This window comes from Pantoea sp. S61 (genome assembly GCF_016625145.1).
GTDB lineage: Bacteria > Pseudomonadota > Gammaproteobacteria > Enterobacterales > Enterobacteriaceae > Pantoea > Pantoea rwandensis_B.
This window is the reverse complement of record NZ_JACVUO010000008.1, coordinates 186,632-199,858: the sequence shown is the minus strand read 5'-3', so window position 1 is coordinate 199,858 and position 13,227 is coordinate 186,632. Positions and strand designations below refer to the sequence as shown.

The window sequence follows — 13,227 nt, the reverse complement described above, 5'->3', positions numbered from 1 at the left end:
TAAAAACCATGCGTCTTAGTACCAATATGATTTTTGACCAGCAGGTGCGCGGGATTACTGACTCGCAATCTTCCTGGTTAAAAGTGGGCGAACAGCTTTCCAGTGGTCGTCGTGTTAACAACCCATCGGATGATCCGATTGCGGCCTCTCGTGCCGTGGTGCTGTCGCAGTCTCAGGCGAAAAGTACCCAATATGCGACAGCGCGTAGTTTCGCGGATCAAAGCTTGTCGATGGAAGAGAATGCGCTTAAAGGCGCGACCAGTAGCATTCAGGATGCACAAACCCTGATTGTTTATGGCTCTACCGGCACACTTAGCGATGATGACCGTGCCTCTATCGCCACCCAGCTGGAAGGTATTCGCGCCCAATTGCTCAATCAGGCCAACAGCCAGGATGGTAATGGTCGCTATATCTTTGCCGGATACAAAACCGATACGGCGCCATTCACCGATACTGCCGGCACTGGCGTGAGCTATGTGGGCGGCGATCAGGCTATCACGCAGAAAGTCGATGATGGCCGCACAATGGATGTGAGCAGCACGGGATCTTCTGTGTTCATGTCGATTACCAGCAATGCGAAAGCTGAGCCAGATGGAACGGCGAGCGAGACCAATGTCTTTAATATGCTCGACAGTGCCATTGCGGCCCTTAAAGTGCCACAAGACAATGCGGATGATGCGACCAAACAAACGTTCCAGGATGCGATGGATAAAACCAACCGTGGCCTCAGTAATTCACTGAACAACGTTTTGACCGTGCGTTCTGCAGTCGGTACACAGTTGTCAGAGCTCGACACGCTGAATGCGCAGGGTGACGATCGCGATACTATTATGACCTCGCAAATGAGTGATTTGGTGGATGTCGATTACACCTCCGCCATTTCCAGTTACACCATGCAACAGACAGCACTGCAAGCGTCTTACAAGACCTTCACTGATATGTCGAAGATGTCACTGTTCCAGCTGAATTCATAAGATCTGACTTAAAAATTTGAGCGTGCTTAAACCGGGCGCGCTTAGTTTCTCCCACCGCCTTTTGGGGCCGTGGGATTTTTTTTGCCTGTCATTTCGTCGCACAGTTTATTGCATTTAGCTCGCACAGTTCATCGCACCTGCCTAATGCGGAGCAGCAGTCAGTTTGTGTACTCTGCCAGATCACCACCTCTTCGCACCTGCCTCATGCGAAGCAGCGCTCTGTTTGTGTACTCTGCCAGATCACCACCTAATGCTGCGAAAGAGCAGGATCAACAGGCAATAAAAAACCCCGAACCAGTCGGGGTTTTGTTAACGCTGATTAGCGACTAAGACTTAAACGCTTTCCGGGCGTGTTGCCGGTGCCGTCGCCTGATGCGTGGCGCTATGGCCGCCCGCAGAACCACGGCCTTCGAAGTCAAACGGTGGGCGAACCCAATCGCTGTGACGAACGACTTCTGGCTCCCATGCCGGAGCAGGTGCTTTGGTCATCGGCGCCGTGGCGTGGTGCTTCCAGCGGGTTTCAGCGTTGCTCACTGCGGTGTCACGTGCAGCAACAGGAGCATGCGGCTCAGTCACCGGTGCAGCAGGCGCTTCAGCAGCTACTGGTGCAGCCAGTACTTCTTCCACTTGCGCGGCAACAGCAGGCTCAACTTCAGAAGGCGCTTGCTCAGCCGCTACAACAGCAGGCTCAACTTCAGCAGGCGCTTGCGCTGCTGCTACTACTGCTTCGCTTGCCTGTGGTGTGGCAGTCTCCGCAGCAGGAACCGCTTCAGCCGGTGTCACTTCAGTAGCAGAAACCGTTTCAGTCGATGCAGGCGCCACTTCAGCAGCCGGTGCCACTTCAGACGATGCAGCAGCAACATCCGCAGCCGGTGCGACGTCAGCCTGCACATCTTCGACTTCATTAGTGATGGCAGTTTCAGCCGGTGCCGTTGTCACTTCATCGGCCGCTACGGCTTCAGCAGCGGTTTGTTGTGCAATCTGCTCAACAGCGGCAGAAATCACGGCAGGCTCTTCGTTGACAGGCGCAGCGATTGGAGTCAGGTCATCGGTGTTAACCACTGGCACTTCAGTCTGTGCCTGTGGCTCAGACTGATGAACGGCCTCTTGCGCTGTTGGCTGAGCAACCTGTTCTGCTGCTGCCACAACCGGCAGTGCGTCCGCTTCACCGGTATGTTGATAACTGTAATCTGGCATTTCGTTCAGCGCTTCCTGAGAGGAGAACTGATCGTGGGCCTGGGCAACCGGGTAGGTAATCCAGACTTTGCCGGATGCCATCTCTGGAGAAGATGCAGCCGATTCCAGCGGCATGGCTGATTGCGTTGGGTAACGCTCATCACGATAGCGACGACGACGTTGGCCGCTCACGCGCAGATGACGTGGTGAACGACGTGAGCGACGCGGCATGTTGGCGCTATCACGGTTCTCGTTATCATCCTGTTCATCCTGAGCGACTTCAGGTTGCTCATTGAATGCAGCGCGCTGTGCATTTTCTAAAACCGCTTCAGTGGCTGCGGGTGCCGGGATAGCTGCCGCCACTTCGCCGGTATCACCCACACGCACACGCTGGGTCAGTTGACGCTGTTTACGACGTGGCATGACCTGCACACGCTCTTCTTCCTGCGCAACGTTTTCATCAGCGATATCGGTCTGAGCAACGGTTTCAGCGACTTTTTGATCCTGCTGCTGATTACGTTTCTCATCCTGACGACGACGCTGGCGTTCAGCACGCTGCTCACGACGCTGTTGCTGCTGCTCATCACGCTGCTGCAGCTGCTCATCGGTCAGCGCTGGACGTTCACCACGAGGCTCGTTCTGACGCTTGTTACGGCGATTGTCCTGATTGTCACGCGGCTCGCGGGCTTCACGTGGTTCACGCGATTCGCGTGGCTCACGAGCTTCACGCGGTTCACGGCCTTCGCGACCCTGAGCATTTTCACCGTTGCGCGGAGTGCGATCGCGACGATTATTGCTACGACGGTTGTTACGGCGGTCACCACGCTGCTGATTGTTCTCACTTTCAGCGGCTTTCTCTTCCGGTTTAGCTTCAACAGGTGCAGCAGCAGGTGCATCGCCAGCAAACAGTTTTTTCAAACCGCCCAACAGGCGAGCGACAAAGCCAGTGCTGGCAACGGCAGGCGCCGCGGCAGCTGCTGCTGGTTTTGCATCCGCTTTAACCGCAGAACGGCTCTCTTTCTCCACTTCAACCGGCGCAGGCGGCGCATCAGGCATCACAAAGGCGGCCAGGGCTGGCTGCTCAGGGCGACGACGTTCGGCATGCTCTTCTTCCGAAGGCAGCGCCATCTCGGCTTCATGCAGTTTCGGCAGGTGGTAAGACAGTGTCTGTGTTTCTTCGCCTTTGCGCACGCGCAGCACAGAGTAATGTGGTGTTTCCATCTGATCGTTTGGCACGATGATGGCACGCACGCCACCCTGGCGTTTCTCGATCGCACTGACTGCATCACGTTTTTCGTTCAGCAGGTAAGAGGCGACGGGCACAGGTACAATCGCATGCACTTCTTTGGTGTTGTCTTTCAGCGCTTCTTCTTCAATCAGACGCAAGATAGACAGCGAGAGCGATTCGTTATCACGGATGGTGCCGGTGCCGCTACAACGTGGGCAGACGTGATGGCTGGATTCACCCAATGATGGGCTAAGACGCTGACGCGACATTTCCAGCAGACCGAAACGTGAAATGTGACTGATTTGAATGCGTGCACGATCCTGACGAACCGCTTCACGCAGACGGTTTTCAACCGCGCGCTGGTGTCGAACCGGTGTCATGTCGATGAAGTCGATGACGATCAGGCCGCCGAGGTCGCGCAGGCGCAACTGACGAGCGATTTCATCAGCCGCTTCGAGGTTAGTATTGAAGGCCGTCTCTTCGATGTCGCCACCGCGTGTTGCACGGGCGGAGTTGATATCGATGGCGGTCAGCGCTTCGGTGCTGTCGATAACAATCGAGCCACCGGAAGGCAAGCGCACTTCACGCTGGAATGCAGATTCAATCTGCGACTCAATTTGGTAGTGGCTGAACAGCGGGATTTCACCGGTGTACAGTTTGATTTTGCTGCTGAAGTCCGGGCGACCGAGCGCAGCAATATGCTGACGCGCCAGCTCCAGTACTTTCGGGTTATCAATGAGAATCTCACCAATATCCTGACGCAGATAGTCGCGGAAGGCACGCACGATGACGTTACTTTCCTGGTGGATCAGGAACGGGGCAGGGCGGCTATCCGCAGCTTTTTTGATCGCTTCCCAGTGCTTCAGTCGGAAACTCAGGTCCCACTGCAGCGATTCGGCAGATTTGCCAACGCCTGCGGTACGCACGATCAAGCCCATACCGTCTGGCAATTCCAGTGCGGACAGTGCTTCTTTCAGTTCGGTACGATCGTCACCTTCGATACGGCGGGAAATCCCCCCGGCACGCGGGTTATTCGGCATCAGGACTAAATAGCTACCGGCCAGAGAAATGAAGGTGGTTAAGGCCGCACCTTTATTTCCACGCTCCTCTTTATCGATTTGCACGATAACTTCCTGACCTTCACGCAACACCTCTTTGATGTTTGGACGGCCGTGTGCGTTGTAATTAGCAGGGAAGTATTCGCGGGAAATTTCTTTCAGAGGGAGGAAACCGTGGCGTTCAGCACCGTAATCGACAAATGCCGCTTCAAGGCTGGGTTCAACACGGGTGATTTTACCTTTGTAGATATTGGCTTTTTTCTGCTCGTGTCCGGGGCTTTCGATATCCAGATCGTACAGACGTTGGCCGTCAACAAGGGCAACGCGCAACTCTTCCTGCTGAGATGCGTTAATTAACATTCTTTTCATCGTGACGTACTCGTTATTCTCACATGAGTGATGTAGCTGCGGGCATCGTTACCCTGGACGAGAATCAACCGATGGCCCCGTGTCTTAATGCACTGACGTCAACCTCACGGCTGTCGTCGGCTAAAGGGGCGCAAATCTTGTCGGTGGCCTGTTTTTCATAAGGAAAAACAGCGCCTGAAGGTGGAATAGCTATAGAAAATTCAGAAATCCACACATCCCAGTCTGTCGTCCAGGCTGCAACCCGCAGCCCGCTAAGTGCCTGATTTAACATTACGTCTTACGCCATTGCTGCGTGTCCGTTCAATCCGGCAAAATGACTTATTTCGCTCTTTTTTCCTGCCTGAATTTTTCCAGGGCAGAAACCCCTGCATTATTCCATTGCTCACTCACATATAGCAAGGCGACTTTTGCCGAGCTGTGAAGTTTGTGCATCCTTAACCTGTTCATTTGCAGGGCTTAACATCGCATCGGTTAAAAAGTCATCATTATGACCTTTTTCCGGCGCGACAAAGAGAGAGTTAAGCACAGAAAAAGGGGTGGCGCTATCCAGGGACACTATTTAGAATCGCCGCCATGAAAACAGAGAATCCCGGCGTACTTTATGTCGCCATTACGGCTGAAAATGCCGAACAACGTATCGATAACTTTTTGCGCACTCAGCTCAAGGGCGTGCCGAAAAGTATGATTTATCGCATCTTGCGTAAAGGCGAGGTGCGCGTAAATAAAGGGCGCGTGAAACCCGAATACAAACTGCAGGCGGGGGATGAAGTCCGTATTCCGCCGGTGCGCGTGGCCGAGCGTGAAGAGCAAGCAGTATCACCGAAACTCGATAAAGTTGCCGCGCTGGCGAACGCCATTCTGTATGAAGACGATCATCTGCTGGTGCTGAACAAGCCATCGGGTACCGCCGTACATGGTGGTAGCGGTCTAAGCTTTGGTGTGATTGAAGGCCTGCGCGCGCTGCGTCCTGAAGCCCGTTTCCTCGAACTGGTTCATCGTCTTGACCGTGATACTTCCGGTATTTTGCTGGTGGCAAAAAAACGTTCTGCGCTGCGTTCGCTGCACGAGCAGTTACGTGAAAAAGGCATGCAGAAAGATTATCTGGCGCTGGTGCGCGGTGACTGGCCTTCACATTTGAAAGTGGTGCAGGCACCGTTGCTGAAAAATATTTTGCAAAGCGGTGAGCGCGTGGTGCGCGTCAGTGCGGAAGGCAAGCCATCCGAAACCCGTTTCAAAGTGGAAGAGCGTTTTGGATTCGCCACCCTGGTGAAAGCCAGTCCGGTGACCGGGCGCACGCACCAGATCCGTGTGCACACGCTGCATGGTGGACATCCTATCGCCTTTGACGATCGCTATGGCGATCGGGACTTTGATCGCCAACTCGCATCAACGGGCCTGGCGCGGTTGTTCCTGCATGCTGCAGCGCTGACCTTTACCCATCCGAATACCGGGGAAGTCCTGCGAATGGAAGCGCCGCTGGATAATGCACTGAAACACTGCCTGGCGCAGCTACGTCAGAAAAAAGCCTGATTTTCCGGGCATCAACCCAGCGCGTTGATGCCCACTTTAATCAGCATCTTATTTAACGCTATCAGCGGTAATCCAATCAGCGTATTGGGATCATGCCCCTCCAGCCGCTCAAACAAGCAAATTCCCATACCTTCGCTTTTAAAGCTGCCCGCACAATTCAACGGCTGCTCTTTTTCCACATAGTGACGAATTTCTTCCTGGCTTAGATGACGAAAATGTACGTTGAACGGTTCACAAACCACCAGCTGTTGTGCCGTTTGTGGCTGAATCAGGGCGAGCCCGGTATAAAACGTAATCACTTTGCCGCTGGCCGCAGCCAGTTGTCGGCAGGCATTCTCTACCGTATGCGGTTTTCCGGTGATGTTGCCATCAAGCACGCAGACCTGATCGGAACCAATAATCCAGCTTTGTGGATGCTGAGCGGCTAGCGCCTGGGCTTTAGCCAGTGCTAAGCGTTGCACTAACTGCGGTGCGGTTTCGTTCGGTTGCGGCGTCTCGTCGCAATCGGGCGCAACGGCAATAAAAGGCAGGCCCAGCTTACTCAACAAGGCCTGACGGAATGGGGAGGTGGAGGCCAGAATTAACGGTGTCATGATTTTTTTTCAGAATAGATAGCGTAAAGATGACAGGCATTTTAAACTATGCGCCGCACTGGATGCGACTAACGGGTGAAAGATGCTGTAAACCGGCCTTTTTCTTTGACTCTATGACGTTACAAAGTTAATATGCGCGCCCTATGCAAAAGGTAAAATTACCCCTGACGATCGATCTGGCCCGCGCCGCGCAAAAGCGCCTTGATTACCAAGGTGTGTATGCACCTGAATTGGTGGCGCGCCTGGCCGAAACGGTCGTGAGTGTGGACAGTGATGTGGAATGCACCATGTCGTTTGCGATTGACAACCAGCGCTTAGCGGTTCTGCAAGGAACAGCTGATGTGCAGGTGACATTGTCGTGTCAACGCTGCAACCAGTCATTCCCGCATGCTGTTCACGTAAGCTATTGCTTCAGTCCTGTCTCTTCTGATGAGCAGGCCGAGGCACTGCCGGAAGCTTACGAGCCAGTTGATATCAATGATTTCGGCGAAATCGACTTGCTGGCAGTTATCGAAGATGAACTCATCCTCGCGCTGCCTGTAGCTCCGGTGCATGATTCTGAACACTGTGAAGTGTCCGACGCGGACATGGTATTTGGCAAGTTGCCTGAAGAGGCAGAAAAACCAAATCCCTTTGCCGTATTAGCCAGTTTAAAGCGTAAGTAATAGGAGTAAGGTCCATGGCCGTACAACAGAATAAACCAACCCGTTCTAAGCGTGGTATGCGTCGTTCGCACGATGCGCTGACCACCGCAGCTCTGTCAGTAGATAAAGTTTCTGGTGAAACTCATCTGCGTCACCATATCACTGCGGATGGTTACTACCGCGGTCGCAAGGTTATCACCAAGTAATTCTTTGCGGTTACGCAAGGCGATACCTTGACACGTTTGACCCTGGCAGTTGATGCCATGGGCGGGGATTTCGGTCCCTGCGTGACAGTGCCTGCATCCTTGCAGGCACTGGCCTCTCATACGAATCTGGTTCTTCTTCTGGTCGGTGATCCCGACATCATCTCGTCATTTCTTGCCAAAGCGGATTCCTCGTTACTGGGGCGTGTGCAGGTTATCCCTGCCGAATCGGTTATTGCAAGTGATGCCAAGCCTTCACAAGCCATTCGGAACAGCCGCGGCAGCTCGATGCGTGTGGCACTCGAACTGGTGAAAGAGGGTAACGCGCAAGCCTGTATCAGTGCAGGCAACACCGGCGCGTTAATGGGGCTGGCAAAAATGTTGTTGAAGCCGCTGGATGGCATTGAGCGTCCGGCGTTGATGACCGTTCTGCCGCATCAGCAGCAGGGTAAAACGGTGGTGCTGGATCTCGGCGCAAATGTGGAATCGGATAGCGATATGTTGGTGCAGTTTGCCATCATGGGCGCTGTCATGGCTGAGGAAGTGCTGGAAATCGACAGACCGCGTGTCGCGTTGCTCAACATTGGGCAGGAAGAGACCAAGGGGCTGGAAACGATTCGCACAGCATCTGCGGTTCTGCGGGAGACGCCGCAAATCAACTATATTGGTTATCTTGAGGGGAATGATCTCCTCACCGGCAAGACGGATGTGCTGGTCTGTGATGGCTTCGTGGGAAACGTCACGCTTAAAACCATGGAAGGCGTGGTAAGAATGTTTCTTTCTCTGCTCAAGTCGTCAGAGGATGGGAAAAAACGGGCGTGGTGGTTGAAATGGGTAGGGCGCTGGCTGCAAAAGCGTCTGGCTAAACGTTTCGGCCATCTCAACCCCGACCAGTACAATGGCGCTTGTCTGTTAGGATTGCGCGGAACAGTGATCAAAAGCCACGGTGCGGCGAATCAACGTGCGTTTGCCGTGGCGATAGAGCAGGCAGAGCAGGCGGTGCGCAGGCAAGTCCCAGAGAGGATTGCGGCGCGCCTTGACGCTGTATTAGCCAGGAGTGACAAAGCGTAGATGTTTACCAAAATTATCGGTACGGGCAGCTATTTGCCTGAGCAGGTTCGCTCCAATGCGGATCTGGAAAAAATGGTGGAGACTTCGGACGAGTGGATTGTCACGCGTACCGGTATCCGTGAGCGCCGCATTGCTGCGCCAGAAGAAACGGTTGCCACTATGGGCTTTGCGGCTGCACAGCGCGCGCTAGAGATGGCGGGCGTTGCGGCCAGCGATGTCGGCCTGATTATTGTGGCGACCACCTCTTCCAGCCATGCCTTCCCAAGTTCAGCGTGCATGATCCAGCAGATGCTGGAAATTAATGACTGCGCTTCTTTCGATCTGGCTGCTGCCTGTGCAGGTTTCACTTATGCACTTAGTGTTGCCGATCAATACATCAAAAACGGTGTGGTCAAACACGCGCTGGTGATCGGTGCGGACGTCTTAGCCCGCACCCTCGATCCAAACGATCGTGGCACCATCATCCTGTTTGGTGACGGCGCTGGCGCTGTGGTGCTGGGTCAAAGTGAAGAGCCGGGTATCCTGTCAACGCATCTGCATGCTGATGGTCGTTATGGCAAGCTGTTGACGCTGCCGTATCAGGATCGTGAACATCAGGATGAGCCAGCCTATCTCACTATGGCCGGTAATGAAGTCTTTAAAGTCGCTGTGACCGAGCTTGCCCATATCGTGGACGAGACGCTGCAAGCCAACAACCTTGATCGCGAAATGCTCGATTGGCTGGTGCCACATCAGGCCAACCTGCGCATTATCAGCGCAACAGCCAGAAAGCTCGGCATGGGCATGGAAAAAGTGGTGGTGACGCTGGATCGTCATGGCAACACTTCAGCGGCTTCGGTGCCAAGTGCACTGGATGAAGCGGTGCGAGATGGCCGTATCAAGCCTGGCCAACTGATTTTGCTGGAAGCCTTTGGTGGTGGTTTCACCTGGGGTTCTGCGCTGGTTCGCTTTTGATTGACAGGAACGACAGATGACACAATTTGCTTTTGTTTTCCCAGGACAGGGCTCACAGAACGTCGGCATGTTGGCCGATCTGGCTGTGGAAAACCCGCAGGTTGAAGCCACTTTCCGTGAAGCTTCTGACGCACTGGGATATGACTTATGGCAGTTGGTACAACAAGGTCCAGCTGAAGAACTGAATAAGACCTGGCAGACGCAACCTGCGTTGCTGGCGGCTTCCGTCGCGATTTATCGCGTCTGGCAGAGCAAAAATGGCCCGCAGCCTACGCTGATGGCCGGCCATAGCCTGGGTGAATACTCTGCGCTGGTGTGTGCTGGCGTACTGAACTTTGCGGACGCGATCAAGTTAGTCGAATTACGCGGCAAACTGATGCAGGAAGCGGTTCCTGAAGGAACCGGCGCCATGCAGGCAATCATCGGACTCGATGATGAGTCTATCCGTACAGCGTGCGAAGAAAGCGCGCAAGGTCAGGTGGTTTCACCGGTGAACTTCAACTCGCCAGGCCAGGTGGTCATCGCGGGTAACAAAGAAGCGGTTGAGCGTGCAGGTGCTGCCTGTAAAGCGGCCGGTGCCAAGCGTGCGTTGCTATTACCGGTGAGCGTTCCTTCGCATTGCGCGTTGATGAAGCCTGCAGCAGATAAACTGGCTGTGGCACTGGAAAGCATCACTTTCAATGCACCGACTGTGCCTGTCGTTAATAACGTAGACGTCAAGTGTGAAACCGATGCCGCGGCGATTCGCAGTGCACTGGTTCGCCAGTTGTATAGCCCGGTGCGCTGGACCGAAGCTGTTGAATTTATTGCCACCCAAGGCGTTGGTCAGTTGCTGGAGATCGGTCCAGGTAAAGTCCTGACCGGTCTGACCAAACGTATTGTGGATAGCCTGACCGCTGCAGCCGTGAACGATTCTGCTTCACTGTCTGCTGCGCTTACACAGGAATAAGAGGAAAAACATGAGCTTTGAAGGTAAAGTAGCGCTGGTGACTGGCGCAAGCCGCGGCATTGGCCGTGCAATCGCGGAAACGCTGGTTGCGCGCGGTGCGAAAGTGGTGGGAACCGCCACCAGCGAAAGCGGTGCGGAAGCAATCAGTGCTTACCTCGGCGATAACGGCAAAGGTCTGCTGTTGAACGTGACCGATGCGGCCTCTATTGAGAGCGTGCTCGAGAAAGTTCGCGCTGAATTTGGCGAAGTGGACATTTTAGTCAATAATGCAGGCATTACGCGTGACAATCTGTTGATGCGCATGAAGGACGATGAGTGGGCGGATATCCTTGATACCAACCTGACATCTGTCTTCCGTCTTTCTAAGGCGGTTATGCGTGCCATGATGAAAAAACGCGTGGGCCGTATCATTACCATCGGTTCTGTAGTTGGAACCATGGGTAACGCGGGTCAAACAAACTATGCGGCAGCAAAAGCTGGTTTGATTGGCTTTAGCAAATCACTGGCGCGAGAAGTCGCGTCACGTGGCATTACCGTAAACGTCGTGGCTCCGGGCTTTATTGAGACGGACATGACGCGTGCACTGAACGAAGATCAGCGCTCGGGCATTTTGGCAGAAGTGCCGGCAGGTCGTTTAGGCGACCCGCAGGAGATTGCCAATGCTGTTGCATTCTTAGCCTCTGACGAAGCCTCTTACATCACGGGTGAGACGCTCCACGTCAATGGCGGCATGTACATGGTCTGATAATCACGAAAACATTTGCATTATCTGCGGTAAACACCGCAGAATAGCGCAAAATCGTGGTTCGACCAGCCGGGATTTTGTTGCATCTTTTTCAACATTTTATACACTACGAAAACCATCGCGAAAGCGAGTTTTGATAGGAAATTAAATAGTATGAGCGATATCGAACAACGCGTTAAGAAAATCGTAGCTGAGCAGCTGGGTGTTAAAGAAGACGAAGTGATTAACACTGCTTCTTTCGTTGAAGACCTGGGTGCAGATTCTCTTGACACCGTTGAGCTGGTAATGGCTCTGGAAGAAGAGTTTGATACTGAAATTCCAGACGAAGAAGCTGAGAAAATCACTACCGTTCAGGCAGCGATCGATTACATCAATAGCCACCAAGGCTAATGAATATCTTCAGGCGGTCACCTCGACCGCCTGAGTTTTATGTTTGCCCCACATAGCGTTATTTTTTCCCTCCCTGGAGGACGTACGTGTCTAAGCGTCGTGTAGTTGTGACTGGTCTTGGCATGTTGTCTCCTGTCGGCAATACCGTAGAGTCTACCTGGAGTGCTCTCCTTGCCGGTCAGAGCGGCATCAGCCTGATCGACCATTTTGATACTAGTGCCTACGCAACACGCTTTGCGGGCTTAGTAAGAGATTTTAATTGCGATGAATTCATCTCGCGCAAAGATCAGCGCAAGATGGATGACTTCATCCAATACGGCATTGTTGCTGGTATTCAGGCTATGGCGGACTCCGGTCTGGTCGTAACTGATGAGAATGCCGGTCGCATCGGCGCAGCTATCGGTTCCGGCATCGGCGGACTGGGTTTGATTGAAGACAACCACAGTTCACTGGTTAACGGCGGTCCGCGCAAAATCAGCCCGTTCTTTGTTCCTTCTACCATTGTTAACATGGTGGCAGGTCATCTGACCATCATGTACGGTCTGAAAGGTCCAAGCATTTCTATTGCAACCGCTTGTACTTCAGGTGTGCACAACATTGGTCATGCTGCGCGTATCATTGCGTACAACGACGCCGATGTCATGCTGGCCGGTGGTGCTGAAAAAGCCAGTACCCCGCTGGGTGTGGGTGGCTTTGGTGCTGCACGTGCGCTCTCAACCAATAACGATAACCCGCAGGCGGCAAGCCGTCCGTGGGATAAAGACCGTGATGGTTTCGTATTGGGTGATGGTGCAGGCATTGTGGTACTGGAAGAGTACGAGCATGCGAAAAAGCGCGGTGCGAAAATTTATGCTGAAATCATCGGTTTCGGCATGAGCAGCGATGCTTACCACATGACGTCTCCGCCGGAGGATGGTTCAGGTGCTGCAGCAGCGATGGTGAATGCATTGCGTGATGCGCAGCTGAACGCTGAACAGATTGGCTACGTCAACGCGCATGGCACCTCAACGCCAGCGGGTGACAAAGCTGAAGCTCAGGCGGTCAAGTCTGTATTTGGTGCAGCGGCTCACAGCGTGATGGTGAGTTCTACCAAATCCATGACTGGGCACTTGCTGGGTGCAGCAGGCGCGGTAGAAGCGATTTATTCGATTCTGGCGCTGCGCGACCAGGCGGTACCGCCAACCATCAACCTGGATAACCCAGATGAAGGTTGTGACCTCGACTTCGTGCCGCATACAGCACGTCAGGTGAGCGGACTGGAGTACACGCTGTGTAACTCCTTCGGATTTGGCGGCACCAACGGCTCGCTGATCTTCCGCAAGGTATAAGCTTTACCCAGCCAA

General features: G+C 53.7%; 13 protein-coding genes. 10 read left to right on the top strand and 3 right to left on the bottom strand.

Translation table 11 applies throughout. The features are described 5' to 3' along the window. Window positions 1–8 precede the first annotated feature (8 nt). Window positions 9–974: a flagellar hook-associated protein FlgL gene (flgL, locus tag IAE30_RS16835; protein WP_034830684.1), complete on the top strand. Its 966-nt coding sequence runs from the start codon at window positions 9–11 to the stop codon at window positions 972–974. A gap of 333 nt (window positions 975–1,307) precedes the next feature. Here flgL and rne read toward each other — a convergent pair whose 3' ends face one another. Next, window positions 1,308–4,805 carry a ribonuclease E gene (rne, locus tag IAE30_RS16830; RefSeq protein ID WP_200537250.1) on the bottom strand — a complete coding sequence of 1,166 codons (3,498 nt, stop codon included), beginning with the start codon at window positions 4,803–4,805 and terminating at the stop codon, window positions 1,308–1,310. Between the two features lie 64 nt (window positions 4,806–4,869). Further along, complete coding sequence (locus IAE30_RS16825; protein ID WP_141399045.1) at window positions 4,870–5,076, bottom strand: hypothetical protein; 207 nt, start codon at window positions 5,074–5,076, stop codon at window positions 4,870–4,872. Window positions 5,077–5,378: 302 nt separating this feature from the next. Between IAE30_RS16825 and rluC the strand changes: the two genes are divergently transcribed. Next, complete coding sequence (gene rluC / locus IAE30_RS16820; RefSeq protein WP_045813862.1) at window positions 5,379–6,335, top strand: 23S rRNA pseudouridine(955/2504/2580) synthase RluC; 957 nt, start codon at window positions 5,379–5,381, stop codon at window positions 6,333–6,335. An 11-nt stretch (window positions 6,336–6,346) separates the two neighbouring features. Here the strand turns inward: rluC and IAE30_RS16815 are convergent, their stop codons facing one another. Next, window positions 6,347–6,928 (bottom strand): nucleoside triphosphate pyrophosphatase, encoded by a 582-nt coding sequence (locus IAE30_RS16815; RefSeq protein ID WP_200537251.1) that lies wholly within the window; start codon window positions 6,926–6,928, stop codon window positions 6,347–6,349. Between the two features lie 143 nt (window positions 6,929–7,071). On the opposite strand from IAE30_RS16815, the gene yceD reads away from it, so the two are divergent. The 8 genes from yceD (at window position 7,072) to fabF (ending at window position 13,212) form a co-directional block, all read left to right on the top strand. Then, window positions 7,072–7,593 (top strand): 23S rRNA accumulation protein YceD, encoded by a 522-nt coding sequence (gene yceD, locus IAE30_RS16810; RefSeq protein WP_200680443.1) that lies wholly within the window; start codon window positions 7,072–7,074, stop codon window positions 7,591–7,593. A gap of 14 nt (window positions 7,594–7,607) precedes the next feature. Next, on the top strand, window positions 7,608–7,778 hold the full coding sequence (gene rpmF, locus IAE30_RS16805) for a 50S ribosomal protein L32 (RefSeq protein ID WP_007885783.1): 171 nt from the start codon (window positions 7,608–7,610) through the stop codon (window positions 7,776–7,778). A 27-nt stretch (window positions 7,779–7,805) separates the two neighbouring features. After that, a complete protein-coding gene (gene plsX, locus IAE30_RS16800) occupies window positions 7,806–8,846 on the top strand; it encodes a phosphate acyltransferase PlsX (RefSeq protein WP_045813864.1) in 1,041 nt (346 codons plus the stop codon). Next, a complete protein-coding gene (locus tag IAE30_RS16795) occupies window positions 8,847–9,800 on the top strand; it encodes a beta-ketoacyl-ACP synthase III (protein ID WP_200537252.1) in 954 nt (317 codons plus the stop codon). It abuts the gene before it with no gap. A 16-nt stretch (window positions 9,801–9,816) separates the two neighbouring features. Further along, window positions 9,817–10,749, top strand: coding sequence for an ACP S-malonyltransferase (fabD, locus tag IAE30_RS16790; RefSeq protein ID WP_200680441.1), 933 nt, complete (start codon window positions 9,817–9,819; stop codon window positions 10,747–10,749). 10 nt (window positions 10,750–10,759) lie between these two features. Beyond that, complete coding sequence (fabG, locus tag IAE30_RS16785; protein WP_034830697.1) at window positions 10,760–11,494, top strand: 3-oxoacyl-ACP reductase FabG; 735 nt, start codon at window positions 10,760–10,762, stop codon at window positions 11,492–11,494. A gap of 153 nt (window positions 11,495–11,647) precedes the next feature. Beyond that, window positions 11,648–11,884: an acyl carrier protein gene (acpP, locus tag IAE30_RS16780; RefSeq protein WP_007885774.1), complete on the top strand. Its 237-nt coding sequence runs from the start codon at window positions 11,648–11,650 to the stop codon at window positions 11,882–11,884. Between the two features lie 86 nt (window positions 11,885–11,970). Then, window positions 11,971–13,212 (top strand): beta-ketoacyl-ACP synthase II, encoded by a 1,242-nt coding sequence (gene fabF, locus IAE30_RS16775; RefSeq protein ID WP_034830699.1) that lies wholly within the window; start codon window positions 11,971–11,973, stop codon window positions 13,210–13,212. Window positions 13,213–13,227: the final 15 nt, after the last annotated feature.